The 17,177-nt window shown below is 42.8% G+C and carries 16 protein-coding genes; 3 read left to right on the top strand and 13 right to left on the bottom strand.

Features of this window, described 5'->3' with window-relative positions; all coding sequences use genetic code 11:
- Positions 1-52 precede the first annotated feature (52 nt).
- The 5 genes from A3729_RS17480 to A3729_RS17495 form a co-directional block, all read right to left on the bottom strand.
- Positions 53-2,497 carry a hypothetical protein gene (locus tag A3729_RS17480; protein ID WP_068516520.1) on the bottom strand — a complete coding sequence of 815 codons (2,445 nt, stop codon included), beginning with the start codon at positions 2,495-2,497 and terminating at the stop codon, positions 53-55.
- Between the two features lie 215 nt (positions 2,498-2,712).
- Complete coding sequence (locus A3729_RS17485; protein WP_068516523.1) at positions 2,713-3,651, bottom strand: GGDEF domain-containing protein; 939 nt, start codon at positions 3,649-3,651, stop codon at positions 2,713-2,715.
- Positions 3,652-3,687: 36 nt separating this feature from the next.
- The gene (locus A3729_RS31745; protein ID WP_156490164.1) at positions 3,688-3,864 is read right to left on the bottom strand and encodes a hypothetical protein; all 177 of its coding nucleotides are present in this window, start codon (positions 3,862-3,864) and stop codon (positions 3,688-3,690) included.
- Positions 3,865-4,058: 194 nt separating this feature from the next.
- Positions 4,059-5,078 (bottom strand): DUF523 and DUF1722 domain-containing protein, encoded by a 1,020-nt coding sequence (locus A3729_RS17490; RefSeq protein ID WP_082865023.1) that lies wholly within the window; start codon positions 5,076-5,078, stop codon positions 4,059-4,061.
- Positions 5,079-5,171: 93 nt separating this feature from the next.
- Positions 5,172-6,059, bottom strand: coding sequence for a TIGR01777 family oxidoreductase (locus tag A3729_RS17495; RefSeq protein ID WP_068516525.1), 888 nt, complete (start codon positions 6,057-6,059; stop codon positions 5,172-5,174).
- A 210-nt stretch (positions 6,060-6,269) separates the two neighbouring features.
- Between A3729_RS17495 and A3729_RS17500 the strand changes: the two genes are divergently transcribed.
- Both A3729_RS17500 and hemH read left to right on the top strand, forming a co-directional pair.
- Positions 6,270-8,039: an acyl-CoA dehydrogenase C-terminal domain-containing protein gene (locus tag A3729_RS17500; RefSeq protein WP_068516527.1), complete on the top strand. Its 1,770-nt coding sequence runs from the start codon at positions 6,270-6,272 to the stop codon at positions 8,037-8,039.
- 135 nt (positions 8,040-8,174) lie between these two features.
- Positions 8,175-9,257, top strand: a complete 1,083-nt coding sequence (hemH, locus tag A3729_RS17505) for a ferrochelatase (RefSeq protein ID WP_068516530.1) — start codon at positions 8,175-8,177, stop codon at positions 9,255-9,257.
- 59 nt (positions 9,258-9,316) lie between these two features.
- Here hemH and A3729_RS31750 read toward each other — a convergent pair whose 3' ends face one another.
- From A3729_RS31750 to A3729_RS17530, 6 genes are all read right to left on the bottom strand, one after another.
- Positions 9,317-9,487 (bottom strand): DUF6435 family protein, encoded by a 171-nt coding sequence (locus tag A3729_RS31750; RefSeq protein ID WP_156490163.1) that lies wholly within the window; start codon positions 9,485-9,487, stop codon positions 9,317-9,319.
- 87 nt (positions 9,488-9,574) lie between these two features.
- Entirely contained in the window at positions 9,575-10,171 is a 597-nt protein-coding gene (locus A3729_RS17510; protein ID WP_068510218.1) for a hypothetical protein, read from the bottom strand.
- Positions 10,172-10,335: 164 nt separating this feature from the next.
- Positions 10,336-11,580, bottom strand: coding sequence for a site-specific integrase (locus A3729_RS17515; RefSeq protein ID WP_068465882.1), 1,245 nt, complete (start codon positions 11,578-11,580; stop codon positions 10,336-10,338).
- 147 nt (positions 11,581-11,727) lie between these two features.
- On the bottom strand, positions 11,728-11,940 hold the full coding sequence (locus A3729_RS17520) for a hypothetical protein (RefSeq protein ID WP_068450885.1): 213 nt from the start codon (positions 11,938-11,940) through the stop codon (positions 11,728-11,730).
- 17 nt (positions 11,941-11,957) lie between these two features.
- Positions 11,958-12,380 (bottom strand): type II toxin-antitoxin system VapC family toxin, encoded by a 423-nt coding sequence (locus A3729_RS17525; RefSeq protein ID WP_068633530.1) that lies wholly within the window; start codon positions 12,378-12,380, stop codon positions 11,958-11,960.
- Position 12,381: 1 nt separating this feature from the next.
- The gene (locus A3729_RS17530) at positions 12,382-12,627 is read right to left on the bottom strand and encodes a type II toxin-antitoxin system Phd/YefM family antitoxin (protein ID WP_068450878.1); all 246 of its coding nucleotides are present in this window, start codon (positions 12,625-12,627) and stop codon (positions 12,382-12,384) included.
- Positions 12,628-12,971: 344 nt separating this feature from the next.
- Here A3729_RS17530 and A3729_RS17535 point away from each other — a divergent pair, with 344 nt between their 5' ends.
- Positions 12,972-16,199: a toxin-antitoxin system YwqK family antitoxin gene (locus A3729_RS17535; RefSeq protein WP_068634123.1), complete on the top strand. Its 3,228-nt coding sequence runs from the start codon at positions 12,972-12,974 to the stop codon at positions 16,197-16,199.
- A gap of 323 nt (positions 16,200-16,522) precedes the next feature.
- Here the strand turns inward: A3729_RS17535 and A3729_RS17540 are convergent, their stop codons facing one another.
- Positions 16,523-16,951: a hypothetical protein gene (locus A3729_RS17540; RefSeq protein WP_068634124.1), complete on the bottom strand. Its 429-nt coding sequence runs from the start codon at positions 16,949-16,951 to the stop codon at positions 16,523-16,525.
- Positions 16,952-17,177, bottom strand: a 226-nt coding sequence (locus A3729_RS17545) for a type II toxin-antitoxin system prevent-host-death family antitoxin (protein ID WP_068634125.1), incomplete at its 5' end; no start/stop codon positions are given.

Consider the following 17,177-nt stretch of genomic DNA (forward strand, 5'->3'; position numbering starts at 1 on the left):
AAGCAATTAGGCCTCCCCATTCGTTTTTCATGACAAACATGAGTACCAAACGTTACATGAGTTTCAAGAATTCACGTAGGGCTAGTTTTTCTTCTGCAGGTAGATCTATACCAAACTGGTGGCCTTTGTTCTCAACAAAATCACCGCACTTCAAGAATACTGCATCATGTGGATTAGACGAAAGTACATGCGCAGCAGGCGTGCCTTTAGGGAAATGGACAATGCCATCTGGCTGACCGCTTAAGGTAATATTCAGGTCATGCTGTAACTTAGTGATCTTCTGCGGGCGACTGTTCTCTGCCAGCGGATCGTCAGACTTCATCAACTCATCGAAGGCCATTTCGAATTGTTCGATACGTCCTTTAACCGTGTAGTCAGGTGAACCGTCTTCAAGGAAAGTCACTTCACCAATCGCATTGTTATGTAGGAATGGAGCCGTTGCCCAAGCCGATAATAGAGAGAAGTTTCTCAAGTACCCTGGGCCACCTTCAATCTTCTTCTCGCCAATCTGCATACCACCGACGATTGGCGCGACAGGGTTAAGCACCTTAGGAATACTGCCCGGTGAAGGCTTATTCTTGTAGGTCTCAGATGAGAACTCTTCAAAGATGTGGCCTTCATTATGATTGTCATGAATGGCTCGACAATAGTTTGTACCAATGATATCGAAAGGCACTAACTCATCGTTTGACAGCCAATCCTGACCAAAGATACCTTTCTCGGCGAACTGCTTAGGACGTAACTTACCGGACTCATCTTTCTGCATAAATTTCGCAATAAAGGCCGGATCATTGCGCTCTGCGTCAGTGAACTCTAATTGCCAGTAATCTTCCGAACCAAATACATGACCTTCGTAGAACTTGGCCAAAGCATTCTTATCTGCACGTACGTTTTCTGGTGCCATTTTCGAGCTGTGGCAACCTGCACACTCACGAGCAAAAACTTTGCGGCCTTCTGGAACCTTATCCAAATCGATATAATCCTTACCTGCTTTGCCATCCAGGTCTTGAGATGCTAGTAGATAGGTCGGGCCGCCAGTAATCAAGAACGCAGCCAGGTCATCCATTTTTGCATCGGCATAGTTCCACGCATCACATTCGTTTGCACATTGCATAATACGCATTGGGCTTTGCTTATTGCCTTGGCCGAAATGCTGCCCAGGATGCGGAAAGTTAGGCACCCAGCATTCTTCTGTACACATACCGATATTCACATAAACACGAATCAGCGCTAGGTGTTCACCGACACTATCTTCACCGCCTTTCAGTACGTGACGAGTGCGCGCTGTTGAAACTTCACCCGTGACCGGGTCTTTCATTTCATGCTCAAAGACACGCTTGTTATGGAAGTCCATAATATTGTTTTGCGTACCCGGGTTGTGGCTCCAATCAGACGCTACAATCGACGTGTCAATTGTTCCTAAACGTCCTGCCATCACTGCTTGGTTCGCTAAATGGTCTTCAGGCACACCTTGGAAAAAAGCCATAGGCTGGCGCGTGTGTTGGTTACCAATTGTTGCACTCAGGTTTTCCCACTTAGGCTCATTTGGATCTTTAGGCGGGTTTGTCGGTTCAAACGCTACGTGACACTGTACACAGGGGTGTCCGATAGCAAAGCGTTTGTTTTCTTTGATTTCATTTTCTTCGTAGGCTGCAGTTCTTGCATCGTAAACCACTTTGCCAGACTCATCCTTGATCGGCTCCTGATAGTATTTACGATATCCGAGCACACCCGATGAATGAGGGTCTTGGCAGATATCATACCAATTAGAAGACGCATCACCTTGCTTACAATCCGGGTCGTTGATCAAGCCCCATTTGGTGAAACGATAAGGACGAGTGCGAGTATCTAACCACGGGTAGTTCATACCCTCTTTACCGGTTAGTCGTGCTTGGTGAATGATGTTCTCATCCTGATTACCAAAGGTACCTTTAAACCAAACATCACGGCCACGACGGGCTTGATCTCTCATTGCTTGAGCTTTTTCAGGGTCAACTGCTTCAACATCTTTGAACAGTGCATTGACATAACGACAACCCTCAGCATCATAGCCGGTTGGCTGAGGCTGATCACAAGGAGGCGGAGTATATTGAGCAATAGGCTCTATCGCCCATGTTACTGGGTCACCACGCTCATGCGTATCTGGCGATTTACCTTCTGGCCAGACTTTACGTGCTGCCAGAGTATTGTAATAGTTCTCGTTAAACCACTCAGCTCTTTCCAGCCAGTAAGGGGTACCTTTGTATACACCAGTGGTTAGATCGTTTTCGATTAAGTCTGGAATCCCGACACTTCGGAAAGTCGCTCGATAGGGTTCGTCAGAAACCTCAACGTTACCCGTTGGCAAGTCGTAAGGCGTTAAGGTGGGCACCTCTGGAATAGCTATGTTTTCTGGAACAGGCGGCACACTCGGCGGTGCTGGTGGTAAGGTCGCGAAGTGAAATACCGTCGCAGCACCAACAATAGAGGCTGTAATACCCCAGAACTTTTTACTCATAGCATTCATCCTTTTTTGTCATAAAGCATAGTACAGGCAAAAGCTATTTCCACTTATGAGTACTTACAACCTAGCCTGTAGTAATAGGAACGAGGGCACATTACAGGAAATTTAGACAAAAGGGAAAGAGCTATTACTCTAATATTTTGCGGTAACATAAGGAAATATCTAACAAACCTTGCAAGCTAGAAGTAGATTCCAGAAAGGCCCTTAACCTAGCTCTGCGTTGGTTTATCTATATCAGTAACGCTTAACTGATTTTTGCCATTGCGTTTACTTCTATAACACTCGTTATCGGCTGCACTCATCAGCTTCGAATAAGGTAAGTTATTATTACTTGTAAATGCTAAGCCGACACTACAGCCGATTTTTAGGTCACCAAGTTCAGCATTAACACCCATATTCTGCGTGTCAGCAATTATGTTCAACGCGATCGCTTTTGCCGTAGCGATTTGATCAACAAACAATAATATTGTGAACTCATCTCCACCAAGACGCGCACTAACGTCATCCTTGCGAGTTTGAGCCCGAATTATTTCCGCAAATTCAGTTAATGCTTGGTCTCCTTTTTGATGACCATAGCTATCATTTAGTTTTTTGAAATTATCTAGATCAATAAAAATAAGCGCTATGCTGTGAAGACTATTGGGGGTGCTGGTCATGTACTGCCTTTCAAACTCTCCCCTATTAAAAAGACCTACTAAGGGGTCATGATTAGCTCGATATTGCAGTGTATAGGTAAGCTTAAAATTTTCTATTAACGTTTCCCGTGTCTGACGACCCGTCTTTATCATGACAAGCATAAAGAAAGCTAATAACAGACTTAGGACGTAATGAGATTCGTAATCAAAATAAACAAATGCTAACGCAGGCAAGCCACACGCAGGCAACATAAACAAGTTAAATGCGGGGTTATCAACCGCATGTGTCGCTAGCGCTGCCGCGGTCAAGCCTACAACTGCAGACAGAATAATTACTTGATACTCAGCGGGAAGAACGGGAAAGAAACAGACCGCGCCAAGGCCAATCAAAGTTCCAGACAATAAATTTAGTAAGCGGTAAGAGTATTGCCAAAAAGGTATACCAAACTTGTCTCTCTTAAGCCTAAATAGAACCAATGCTAAGGCTCTAAAAATGGCTAAAGCTACGCCCATCAGAACCCAAGTGCCAAGAATCAACGAATCAACGAATCAACGAATCAACGAATCAATATAGTCGGACACAGAAAACGCAATAAGGAGTAAAACAGCTAAGCTCCCAAATGTTGCCGCCACTGCATTTGCATACAAAAGATTAACTGCACTTTCTTCAACCCAGTCTTCGGATGAACCAAAGCCTCTTGCCGCCTGAACTGATGTATTCCCCAATCGTCGCCCAACTTTTCACTATAGTTTATTATATCAAACACAGTTAACTGCATTATTTAAGGCTGTACCAAAATAAGCCTGAGTGATAACTATAGTTACTCCATGGAAGTTTTGCCAATAAAGCATTACTAGCCAAGTCCCTAAACGGTAAATCACTTAGAGGCTATATTGACTATTTCTTCATTATAAAAACACTAGTGACAATACTTACGGATAGGGTGAATGTTTTCAGGGTAAGGCTGTAGGTATCTCTGCTCATTTATATAAGCTGAGCCAAACTGACTCAAATAGTGAGACAGAAGGGTTAAAGGCGTTGCCAAAGGAGTTATGCCTTCTTTGTACTTCAAAATAGAAGACTCAATGTGCTGGCGTGACACTGAGGGTACGCTTCTTTTTAAGTACCCTAGAATATGTAATAAGGCATTTGTATGCCCTCTTCGATTGGCAGGTTTAGAGAGTGTTTGCATAAAACCCTCAAAATAACGCCCTGCAAGCATTTCGATACTTAAGCTCTTGTCACCCGCTAACAACCTGCCAAGCGCTTTCGCTTGCTTTTGATTATGTGCCATCAATAAGTATTTGTAGCTCGCATGGAATTTGGTTAGTTTTAAAACACTAGGCTGATCCAAAACTTCTTTACGAAAGTTATGATACGCATAAACGCGCATCACAAAATTGTCATACAAGACGTCATCATTGAGACGACCTTCTTCTTCAATTGGCATTAGCGGATATTTTTCCCTTAAAGCACGAGCAAAAACGCCCATCCCTGGCTTCATATGAGCATGACCATTAGGCTGATAGACTTTCACCCTTTCCATGCCGCAACTAGGCGAGTTTCTCATCAGGATATAACCATCCAAACTCCCCATTTCTGGTAGTTTGTGCTCAAAACCACTCACTAACTGATCAGTCAAGTCTTTAGAATTGTCGTCGCTAAAATTTAATTGAGGCGATTCCGGGTTGCCCGTCAGCCTCATGGTAGGTCTGGGAGTTCCAAACCCAGCAGCAACTTCTGGGCAGAAGGTTTTAAATTCGAAGTGCTTACTAAGTACATTGAGGCATAAACGAGATTGGGTATGACCGCCATTATAACGCACCTCATGACCCGCCAAACAGGCACTCAAACCTACTTGAATTGACTTCTCACCTCGGCTTTTCATAGCGTCGCTAGAAGCAGCCTTGTCGGAGACAATAACATTATGCTTTTTCATACCCATCACCCTCTTACATGCCATGCATTTTTAACAGTTCTACAAGGTATACGCGACAAGCACAAAACTAGATCATAATGACATGATTTAAAGTCAAAGTATCTCATCCAAGGCTTGCTTTAACTGAGGATACTGAAATTGAAAGCCACTTTCTAGAAGCTTCTTTGGGACTACATTCTGACTTCCAAGCAATAAAATAGATGATTCACCGAGTATGGTTTTCAAGATAAATGCCGGAACAGGAAGTACTGCAATTCTCTTTAATGTACGAGCAAGCGCGATAGAAAACTCTTTATTTCTTACGGCACCAGGTGCGACTAAATTGACCGCGCCACGCGTCGTCTGATTTACTAATAAATACTCAAGCGCTCTGGTTACGTCAACATTATGAATCCAGGGCATGTACTGCTTTCCGTTTCCCAGCGGCCCTCCAAGGCACAACTTAAATGGCAAAATCATTTTTGATAGCGCGCCGCCCGAACCGTCTAAGACAATACCCGTTCTCAAGGTAGCGCAGCGAATTCTTTTGTTTGCCATCTGCGCTAACTGCTCCCAATGAAAGCACAGTTCTGAAGCAAAGTCTGAGGGCCCAAGCCCAAAGGCCTCATCTAGCTTCGTATCGCCCTGATCACCGTATATACCGACAGCCGATCCAGATAAAAAAACATTTGGAGGGTTATCTCCCTTGTTAATGAGATCAACCAAGGCCTGAGTTATTGCCCATCGGCTTTCACATATTCTGAGTTTCTGTTGTGCTGTCCAACGACGGTCGATAATAGGCTCACCGGCTAGATTTATAACGCCGTCAAACCCATCTAGGTTTGTAAAGTTTTCCAAACTGTCAATTAAGGAAACGTGTTGAGGTAGTTTTTTCTGCGCACTTCGAAAATCTCTGGTCAAAACGGTATAGTCGTGGTGAGTATACCGTTCGATAAATCGGCGACCTATCAAGCCCGTTCCACCCGTTACTAATAATTTCATACTAATCTCCCCAACGATCCGGCAGTTCCGGTTTCAATCTCTTATTAACTCACTTACGCAATAGTTTGTAATTTGGATCCACTTCAGAGTTTTCTTTCATATTGATCCAATTTGTTTTTAACGACGTAAACCTTCTTGAATATCATTTATTCGCTGTCGCGAAACTGTTCGGCTCTGAGTCGAACCAAAGAACTTATAAAGAGGTTAACTGTGAGTCATTACAAAGCACCATTGGATAATATTAATTTCGTCTTGTTTGATGTCTTAAACTCCGGCCAACTAGCCGAAAGTCCTGCGTTCACCGAAGCCACAGAAGAAATGCAAAGAGCAGTTATAGAAGAAGCTGCTAAACTGGCCGAGGGCGTGTTACTGCCTATCAATACATCTGGTGACAGAGAAGAGTGCCAATTCGATCCAGACACTAAAACAGTGAAAACTCCAAATGGCTTCAAAGCAGCCTACGAACACTACCAACAAGGTGGATGGAGTGGTTTGTCGTCTGCGCCTGAGTTTGGCGGGCAAGGCTTACCACACTTACTAAAAAACGTTGTTGATGAAATGGTCTGTTCAACGAACCTATCGTTTGGCATGTACCCAGGTTTATCTCATGGTGCGATAGACTTACTCCAGCAGCACGGTACAGAAGCACAAAAGCAAACCTACCTACCAAAGCTTATACAAGGCATTTGGACTGGCACCATGTGCTTGACCGAGCCTCAGTGCGGAACCGACTTGGGCCTAATCACCACAAAAGCTGAAGAGAACCCTGATGGCAGCTACGCTATCAGTGGAACAAAAATCTGGATTACCGGCGGAGAGCATGATCTTGTCGACAATATCATCCATTTAGTGCTGGCTAAAATACCTGGCAGCCCAGAAGGCAGCAAAGGTATCTCATTATTTGTCGTCCCAAAAGTGCTTGAAGACGGGTCGCGCAATCCAGCATTTTGTGGAGGCCTTGAGCACAAAATGGGAATCAAAGCATCAGCGACTTGCGTAATGAACTTTGAAAATGCCAAAGGCTGGCTAGTGGGAGAAGCAAACCAAGGTCTTAAGTGCATGTTCACCATGATGAATGCTGCCCGTATCATGGTAGGTATCCAAGGTTTGGGGCTGGCAGAAACGGCTTACCAAGTATCATTGGGGTTCGCCAAGGAGCGCTTACAAAGTCGCTCCCTGTCTGGGCCTCAAAACAAGTCAGGCAAGGCAGACCCGATTATTGTTCACCCTGACGTGCGCCGCATGCTTTTAAAGCAAAAGGTTTTGATAGAAGGGTCTAGAGCAATGGCCAGCTTGGCCGGCCTTCACTTTGACCTAAGTCACCACCACGCCGATTCAAATGTGCGGGAACGCTCCGATGATTTGTTTCAATTACTCACGCCCATCGTCAAATCATTTCTGACCGATGAAGGATATGCTTGCGTCGATGCGGGCCTCCAATCTATGGGTGGCTCTGGCTTCACACAGGATTGGCCTGTTGAGCAACTGCTCCGCGATGGCCGTATTGCCCGCATCTATGAAGGCACCAACGGAATTCAAGCGATGGACCTAGTCGGCCGTAAGCTAACCATGAAAGGCGGGAAACTCCCCCTAACTTACTTCAATGAGATGCGTTCGTTACTTTCTATCGTATCAAACGAGAGTCACTTGAAGCACTGTGAAGGTTTTCTATCTACCTTGCAGTCTGCACTGAGTTGGTTAGGCCAGAACGCAAGCCAAGATCCGGAACAGGCAGGCGCGGTGGCATCGACGCTACTACGAACATTTGCACTAACCACCTTAGCTGTATTATGGGCCAGAATGGCCGCTCAAACGCAGCAAGCAGAAACAGCCAAACAATACCCAGCAGCGTTCCTAGAAGGCAAGCGTAAAGCTGCTGAACACTTCTTCCGCTTATACGCACCAGAAATGGAGGCATTGCTTTCAGACATAAAATCTGGAAAGAGTAGCATCATGGACTTTTCAGTCGAAGAGTTTTAGTCACCTCAAGCCACACTCCTGCATCATGCACAATTAATTAAGTGCATGATGCAGTTTTCTAGACAAGTATCCTTGCCATAGCGCGACAAACAATCAATCTTGTTGATACAAGCATTACTGACAGGAACAGGTATTATGAAATTTAAAGGACTAGACGATTTCACTCACACTCAAGAAGATAAAATAGGTGTGTTAATTACCAACTTAGGTACTCCCGACGGACCAACACCACAAGCTTTACGAGTTTACCTCAGACAGTTTCTGTCTGACCCTCGAGTTGTAGAAATTCCGCGACTTATCTGGCTGATAATTTTACACGGCATTATTTTACGCATACGTCCAAAAAAGTCGGCTAAAGCCTATGCCTCGGTTTGGACGGAGCATGGTTCACCATTGCTTTCGCACACACAAGAGCAGGCAAAAGCCTTAAGCAAGAGGCTAGAAACCAAATGGGGTGACAAGCTTGTTACCAAGTTTGCGATGCGTTACGGCAACCCTTCCATCGACAAGGTAATGAATTCAATGCTAGAAGAAGGTGCTCGACGCTTAGTGATCCTTCCCTTGTATCCTCAATACTCAGGTGCGACTGCCGGTTCCACCTTTGACGCGATCTCTACAGAACTAACAGCGCGTCGCTGGGTGCCTGAACTCCGCTTTATAAATTCTTATCACGACCATCCGCTGTATATCAAAGCAATGGCCGATAAAATAAAACAGTTTTGGTCTGAGAACGGCCAGGCTGACAAGCTCATGCTATCTTTTCATGGTGTCCCCAAACGATACTTAGAGTTAGGTGACCCATACTACTGTCATTGCCAAGTCACTTCTCGACTATTAACTGAAGCGCTGGATATTGATGCGGATAAAGTTATCACAAGCTTTCAGTCGCGTTTTGGTAAAGCTGAGTGGCTTAAACCGTATACCGACCACACCTTGAAATCACTCCCCGATAAAGGCGTCTCATCTGTTCAAGTATTTTGCCCTGGTTTTTCATCAGACTGTTTAGAAACGCTTGAGGAAATTGCCGTGGAAAATCGAGATTATTTTCTAGAAGCCGGCGGACAAAGTTATCAGTATATCCCTGCGTTAAACTCAGATAGGAGCCATATTGATTTACTAGAATCGATAATCGACAGCAACCTTCAAGGATGGGAGGTCAAGGCTCAGGATTATCAGGCACGTGAACGCAGGTTTAAAGGATGTCCTTTACACCAGTAATACTAAACAGACCTTCTAGCATGGCGCCTGAAGGTCTTTTCACTGATGCGTTCACAAGTTTAAGACTGCTGCCGATCCTTTATTTGCTGATATACCAAATCAGCATCCTGGGTTCGCTTGGCATACTCTCTCATATCACCCATTCTTTGAGCCTCGAAAGCGTAGGTCAGCTTTCTTTCATATTCCTTAATCAAGCGTTTCATTGTGTGTTGCTTAAATAGATTGATCATTGCGCTATTTCCTATTTATAGAGGGTACTTATTAAATACGTCTGTATAAGGGAAATAGATTGCAATCATCCGGCAAAAGACCATTATTCAGGGAACCAACAGCTGCTCTATCCATATAGAACCATGTTTGGTGAATAGAGACCGTTCATGCACACCACTATCATGAGCCTGCCAAATTTCTAAGTAATCAGCAGTAATAAGCAAACCTAAAGCGTCTTTTGTAAAGGGCACTTCATCAGAGTTTGGATATATTTTCTTTAACTCCAATAAAGCCTGTTCCAAGGTTTTTCGATCATTTAATTCAGAACTCTGATTTTGGTAACGAGCATAGTAGTGATCTAAAAGCTTTGATGCGTGAGGTTTATGATGCCAATGGGGTTCTAATTGAGAGGCAGACAATAACGATAAACTCCCACGCATTCTGAACTGACACATAAGAGAAGGATAAAAAAATAGCGCTTCAGCTTTGTTAGCTGCTAAGTTTGATAAGTTCTTCTGCGCTAAGCGGTTTACAAATAATAGGCAAGACTCAGTAGATATCTCTCGCACAACGAGTGTTCGCATTCTAACTTGGGATGGGCAGTGTTCCTCTAGCGTCGCGAAAGAACAATATTTTGCGCTTGGGTCTTGCTTCGCGATAGCTGCCTGGCGCTGCTCACGTAAGACCTCTAGAGGTGAGTTCATACTACCAAATACCCTTGCTACTAATGACTAATAGGAAACTAACTACTTATAAAATTTTACCTAAGGTAGGCTCCTCAACAATATAGGGAGCAGATTTTACATTTAGAGCTGTAACTATCTGTTTTACTAGGAAATATTACAGATCTTTTTATCCGGACCTATTATTAAATTTCTCTAACTCGCTTATTGCGCCCGGATTCATGTCTTTCACGTAGATCTGACTCTATATATCTGTCTGTAGTGGCCATGCTGGCGTGACCAGCGTCATCTCGTACATGCTCGCGAGGACGATGTTTGACGTCTTCCGAAATTCCCGTATGTCTCAACCAGTGAACTGTAGCAATTCTAAGGTCATCCGCATCCTGCTCGAGCCCATCTTTTAGCATTCTATTGTGAGCAGCATCGAAACAATTTTGAACGATCAAGCGAACATGACGCGTACTAGTAATGCCACCAGAACCCTTGTATTTAGGCAAGATTGGTGACTTGTCATTAATGCTAGGCAACGGGCTTAGGTTTAAATGCTCTCTATATCGCTTGAGAGATTTCAGCATGTCATCGCAAACTGTAATTCTTCGGTTTTTGTTTCCTTTGCCTGTAACTTTAAACCACCAATTTCCGTCTCGATCTCGCTCAAAGTCGCACATTAGTGGTGTCGAGCGCTCATCGGCAACTAGCTCTGAAATTCGGAGATACATCGCAAACAACGCATTCATGATAAACAGTGTGCGTTCATGCTCTTCCGGATCTTGATCTGCTAGCAACTCAGCCGTTTCAAGGACGTAATCCCATTGAATATTACTAATTCTGCGAACAATTGGAGCTTGTTGATCACGGCTAATGAATTTACTTTTTTGTCGTATTAAGGCGACCGGATTAGATGAAACTTCGCCCTCTTGCAGAAGATAGTCATAAAATGAGGATATCGCTGTAAACGTTGCTTTTATCGCAGCTTGAGAAGGAAAGTATTCCCCAATATTTGCTTCTTTTCCTCGCTTGAACTCTTCTTTTGACACGTTAACAACAAACGGGCGCCAGTCTTTATTAGGTATCCTCCCGTCAGGCGACTTTTTAAACCTGGCGACATTCTTTATACCTATCCAAGCTTCAGGTGGGTTGATACAGAAATTAATGAATTCTTCTATGTGCTCACGCTGTAGCTCAAGAATTGAAGTCTTTTCGATTTGCCAGGACCATTGTAAAAGTCGTTCGAGCTCTCTTCGATAGCTATTGAATGTGGCTGTACTGCCGTTATAGCTATAAAGAAACTTCAATGACAACTCTAGATCTTGCTGAGCGTCAGAAAAGCTTATCCAGTTTGGGCTCTGCGGCGCGACTTTAAATGGATTGCCAATAAACTCTAGGTTATCAATGATTGGTGATGGCGGGTTTCGCTTAGGGTCCTTCATTTCTTAATCGTTATCAAAGAGCTTTAGATTAAGCATAGCCTTGATTTTCTGATATTCAATATATCCGATATTCACAAATATCGGATATATCATCAGGCATTCGAGTCAATCTACATGGCTTTCTTTAGCCTATTCCAAGACCTTAAGTTAGTCGGATGCCCCAAACATGGTTTCCACAGCGGCACTTGCGACTCCGGATATTTCTACTTGATAGCTTGTTTTTCCAAAGCTCATAACAGCGCCAATGAACGTGCTGCCGATAGCTTCGAGCATTTGGTCAGGCTCGAGCTCCATTTGCTCGCATATTTCTGCTACTCGATCAGAAAACTCCTGTAATACCTCTTGTGATAATTCAGCCATAAAAATACTCGCCAGGTTTAACTCTGTTCCCAAGGGTTGAATATTTTGAGGTTGTCCAGATTAAAATCTGATACGTTGCGCGTTACGATTGTCATATCTTGAACAGCGGCTGTTGCAGCAATAAACGTATCTCTATATGGCTTTGGGTCTGGTACATGATACTTGGCGCTAACCAAAACGACTTCCTTATCGACTGGTAATATACGTCCCTCAAAAGTTGGCAAAACGTGGTCGCTCATCCATTTCCGGAGAATCTTACCTTTCGCAGCATCAGATCTTTCAGCCCGTAGAATCCCGAGCTCTATTTCATGAATGACGATTGATGAAACATAAAGCAATTCAGCTTCAACTTGGGCTGACCATTCCTCTACATTGCTATCAGCTTTACCGCTTTTTACTTTTCTGAGTTCAGAGACAACATTAGTGTCTAATAAATACATACTAAAACTCTGCTGCTGCAGCTTTGTCGGTGACTTGGCCCGGAGTAAATTCGATATCCTCTACCCCATCCATAGAAAGCAGCTCACCAATCGTCGCCTTCTTCTCCGTCATAGCTTTGTACTCTTCATAAGATAAGAGTACGTGAGACGGTTTCCCTCGATCGGTAATATACACAGGTCCAGACAGCGCCTCTTTCTTGGCTCGGCCTGTATCTTGATTAAACTCTCGACTGGTTAATGTAGACATAGCTCACCTCCAAAACAATCTTATGTATAAATGTTACTACATGCGTTTAGTGATCGTCTACAATTGTTTCTATGTTGCTACATTTGGGTTGGATTTAGCGATATGATATAGCACCTGCTTCCATTGGCTTTGTTCGGATAGCAGACCTTGTGGAGCCGCTTGAATAGGCTCTTTTAGTCCCTGATTCGAAATAACTTCGACAGGAGAGTCAGGCCCTGGCCAACACCAACCAAAAGAGTTTCATTGCTGAATAATTAATTGCTGTTCATAAAGTGCTCATATTAGAATAGGCGTAACAAACAGACTCTCTCTAGGGAAATAACAATAAATAATTGGAGCTAGGCATGCCATCCTTTATTAAACTACTCTTGACTTTACTTTGTGTTCTGAGCCTATCTGCTTGTGGTGGCGGTGGAGGCGACGGTCAGGAAAGCAATGCGGATATATCTAAAGGCGATGTGTTTACACCCTCTCTAAAAATAGAATCAAGCACTGTTGTTACACCTACTGTTGTTTCTCCCGCTTTTGGTGAATTAGACCTAACCGATATTGAGTCAGTTGAAAATTTTAGGATGCCTGAGGACATTCAAGATTCATCTATTGCATCCTTGTTAGATGATGATGGGAATGCTGTTTATCTATCTGTAATTACTAACGATTCCACAAACCTAGAGTTAAATGGAAGAACAACTTTAGAGGCGCTGCTTTCGTTAATGCCAGAACTGCCTGATGATTTTAAGGGGGCTCTGGAAGCCAGCCTTGATTCTGTTGAAGCCAAGAAAGTAGAAAAATACATCAATGACAATCCTGATTGGTCTTTATCAGAAGATGAAGAGATTTCTGACCTTATCGCAGATTGGTTGGTTAAGGTAGTACAAGACTTGAGATCAACCACAGTAACCACTGCACATCTTTACCGCTCATCTCTTGATCGAAATATTAGCTCTCAGAGTATAGATTTCTTTGAAAAACACGGTGACGTTTCTAACTATAGACTGGGGGAAGATTACGAAAATACTGATGAGAAAATAACAATCGAGAAACAAGGGTATGACGAAACCTTGGAATCTCACAAGCTTAAATTAAACAATTATGGAGAAAGGTATCTAATAGTTATTGAATCGGAAAATGATCCGAATCTGATTCAGAGCCAGAACGTAGACCTTTCTAATGAAAGTGATGATATAAATCTTTCTAATGTGATATTTCATGTTTTATATCCTTCCAATATTTTAGATCATAAAGATACTAAATCTTCTTTTATAAAGAATGAATACGAAACAAACGGGTCTGACCTTAAAGAAAAACTTTACTTTTATGGCCCTGGTAAAGATAAGGGCGAAGAACTGAGCGGGCAGGCTAAGGCGGTGCAGTCTGTTGCTTTAGCCACTTCTATTGCCTATAGCTATTCTGCACCCATGATATACCTCTCAACCGGCTTGAGTATGAGCTGTACAAGGAAAGCATTTGATTTGGAGTTCTTTACCGGATTGAGTAATGTGGGAACTTTATTTGATCAGCTGAGTGGTGAATCTTATAAAGACAGAGCGAGTTCTATTACAAGTTTAATGCTTAACATTCTCGTCGAGGATGCCCCTGAATGCGCTTTAATTACAATTAAATCAAAAATATTCAAAGCAGCTTTGGCTGCCTACAACCCAGTTATTGCCCTGCTGTACACAGCTTATAAAAAAGCTGATGCGGTTTCGAGTATTGCTTTGTTTACAAATCAGTTTGAAGGATATAGCGAAAAATTCATGGTAGGTTTCGAAAACTACCAAGAATCTACAATTGGCATAAATCCATCAAATCAAGTGATGCCACTGGTCGCAGGTAGGTTTGATGGTTCGTATCTATCTACCTCAAAACTTCAAGCATTGGATCTCCCTGTGAATGGTGAGGCATATATTGGAAGTTGTACACCTGGAGACAATAATACCTGCACCGTGTGGAATTATTTAGGCAGCGAAGATAGCTCGACAACTATCGAATTTGAGGTTGAGTGTAGATCGCACCCTGAACGAAATGATGAACAAGTACCTTGCCACTCGGTCCAAGTTCGAGATTTGGGAACAGTTAACGAAGAAGTTTTAGGGACGTTTAGACCGAAAACTAGTAATGATAGTGCAATCACATTCGAGCTTGACCTAAAAGGCAGGAAAGAACATCAATTGCAGTTTCGAAGCATTGACTCTGGCAGAGCCGAACATGTTGAAAACGTGTACTTACAAATATTTCCAATTTGGCTTAACTGTAGAAACTTAGGTTTCGATGAGGATGGATACTCGACTTACATAAACGAATTAGACGACAGTGAGTGGGAAGCACACTGTAGCAATAATCTGTTGCACGATGGCAGTGGAGAGTCTGAATACGCGCTTACGAGATTTGATTCAGATACGGGGGAAAAGTTGCTAGAGGTATCTTTCATAAATGGTATCGATCAAGGAATTGCTGTTGTGTATGAATACTTGACGGAAGTTGATCGTGTTACAGAGGTTGCACACGATGGGTTCATTTTCGATAGCAATCTTGCTTTATCAGTAAGACACCCTGATGAGCCGCGAGAGTTATTAGCCGATTCCAGAAATGATGGAGAGTTGAGAGTTTATTATAAGTCAGGGAATCTTTTGGCAGAGATGACTTACGAAAATGGACTAAAGGAAGGTTCGGACATTGGGTACTTTGAAAGTGGCCAAATAAGTGATCAAGCTAATTATGTTAATGGGCTCCGACAAGGTGCTTTTGTTATCTTCTATGAAAATGGCAATGCGCAGGAAGTATCAAACTATCTCGATGATCGCCTACATGGAAAACTATTCAGTTATGATGAAGATGGAAACCTGTTATTCGAGCATATCTACAAAAATGGAGAAAAAGATGGGGAGCAGATACATTACTGGGAAAATGGAAATATAAAAACTGTCATCCACTTCGTTGATGGTGTGAAGCATGGCTTACAAGAAAATTATTATTCAAATGGTGTAAAAGAAAGCTCGGAACCATATGTAGATGGTGAGTTACATGGTGTTTCTTATCGATATATAGAAAGCGGTACTTTACTAACAGAAACCACTTGGGTTGCTGGAGTTAAAAATGGCCCGGACATTAAATATTATGCTAATGGCCAAATAGAAGATTTTAAAACCAATGTTGATGGAAAATTCGAAGGAGAAGCGAGATCGTATTACTACTCAGGTGATCTTGAACGCCTCTTTCATTATTCTGAAGGAAAATTACACGGCCAAGAGACTGGCTATTTCCAATCAGGAGAAATCAGTGCGCAACAGTATTGGGAGGAAGGAAGCAGGATAGGCATACAGAAACTGTTCTATATAGATGGCACTGTAAAAAGAATACAGGACTGGACAGAGGAAAAGTACTTGAAAAGGTTAACCCTCTACTACCCCAATGGCTATATTGAAAAACACACGGAGCGTAGCTCCAAAGATGTTGTAACTATTGATTACCATTGTGGATGGGATAATCCTTTATCAGAGGCAATTGATTACCTTGGCTATAGTTACTCAAATCAAGAAGGATATACTTATGGATGTAGCGGGGACACTTAATATTTTCTGAAAATAGAAGGACTTCTAATAGAACAATGACTGCTTACTCATGAAAGCCGATAAACGTGAATTGTGTGAATCGTTGACATATCACACTCGCTTTCATACTCTAAACACGGCTTCTGGGGGCGGCGCTATACAGAGACAAGGCCTTACTAACTTTCGTCTCGCATTAAAACCGCCTTGTGCGGTTTTGCTGTTTATGGGGCTGGCTCACCCGATACTAAGCTTTTCTTGCTGAGTACCGATAAATAATTACGCACCATAACAATAAGGGGTAATACACTCTAAGCTGCGATAGCGGCCAACTTTTTGATCATATTCTAATCATCCCGGCTGACAGCGCTTGCTTTTCTGTTGCGGGCATGAGTTTGAACTGATTTCATGATTTCTTTGATTAGCTTTTCAGGTAAGACACCATAGCTATAAAGTCCATTATCCAGCTTTCGAATGTCGTACCCTGGCCAAGTAAATTTATTGTATTCGGTCGTAATAATCCAAGATCGTTCTGCATCTAAGCCCAAACGCTTTTTGGTTGCAGCAGGTATTTCTATACCGGACTCTGGATCAACGGGAGGGGTATGAGTGATGGGGAGAACAAATAAGATAGTTTGACCTTGCTCGCTTTTACGATTTAGTAAGACGCTACAAGGCCGTTCTTTCATACCTTCACTTTTTCCTTTTCGGTGCTCATTCCACCAAAGATAGGAATATTTAATGACATGGCCTATTTCGGGTATTTTTGCAGCCATTTATTTCATTTCATCATTGAAGAGCTTTGCTTCAGATGGAATAGCCGCTTCAGATAGATCGGATAGCTCATTTTCTGTCAGAGTGGAAATATGAAATGCTCTTTCTTCGAGCTCTTGAAGTCGATGATACTCTTCAGCAGATAAAAGAACTAAATCTTCTCGTCCATGGTTAGTGATTAAAACTGCTTCTCGGTGAGCAATGGTTCGATATCGGCCGAACTCCTTT

The organism is Oleiphilus sp. HI0043 (genome assembly GCF_001634935.1).

What these genes read in the sequence shown, in the direction of transcription:
- A3729_RS17540 (WP_068634124.1), bottom strand. Translation starts at nt 16,951, where the DNA reads ATGGCTGCAAAAATACCCGAAATAGGCCATGTCATTAAATATTCCTAT.
- A3729_RS17490 (WP_082865023.1), bottom strand. Translation starts at nt 5,078, where the DNA reads ATGAAAAAGCATAATGTTATTGTCTCCGACAAGGCTGCTTCTAGCGAC.
- A3729_RS17535 (WP_068634123.1), top strand. Translation starts at nt 12,972, where the DNA reads ATGCCATCCTTTATTAAACTACTCTTGACTTTACTTTGTGTTCTGAGC.
- hemH (WP_068516530.1), top strand. Translation starts at nt 8,175, where the DNA reads ATGAAATTTAAAGGACTAGACGATTTCACTCACACTCAAGAAGATAAA.
- A3729_RS17495 (WP_068516525.1), bottom strand. Translation starts at nt 6,059, where the DNA reads ATGAAATTATTAGTAACGGGTGGAACGGGCTTGATAGGTCGCCGATTT.
- A3729_RS17530 (WP_068450878.1), bottom strand. Translation starts at nt 12,627, where the DNA reads ATGTCTACATTAACCAGTCGAGAGTTTAATCAAGATACAGGCCGAGCC.
- A3729_RS17485 (WP_068516523.1), bottom strand. Translation starts at nt 3,651, where the DNA reads ATGGGCGTAGCTTTAGCCATTTTTAGAGCCTTAGCATTGGTTCTATTT.
- A3729_RS17520 (WP_068450885.1), bottom strand. Translation starts at nt 11,940, where the DNA reads ATGGCTGAATTATCACAAGAGGTATTACAGGAGTTTTCTGATCGAGTA.
- A3729_RS17515 (WP_068465882.1), bottom strand. Translation starts at nt 11,580, where the DNA reads ATGAAGGACCCTAAGCGAAACCCGCCATCACCAATCATTGATAACCTA.
- A3729_RS17525 (WP_068633530.1), bottom strand. Translation starts at nt 12,380, where the DNA reads ATGTATTTATTAGACACTAATGTTGTCTCTGAACTCAGAAAAGTAAAA.
- A3729_RS31750 (WP_156490163.1), bottom strand. Translation starts at nt 9,487, where the DNA reads ATGATCAATCTATTTAAGCAACACACAATGAAACGCTTGATTAAGGAA.
- A3729_RS17480 (WP_068516520.1), bottom strand. Translation starts at nt 2,497, where the DNA reads ATGAGTAAAAAGTTCTGGGGTATTACAGCCTCTATTGTTGGTGCTGCG.
- A3729_RS17510 (WP_068510218.1), bottom strand. Translation starts at nt 10,171, where the DNA reads ATGAACTCACCTCTAGAGGTCTTACGTGAGCAGCGCCAGGCAGCTATC.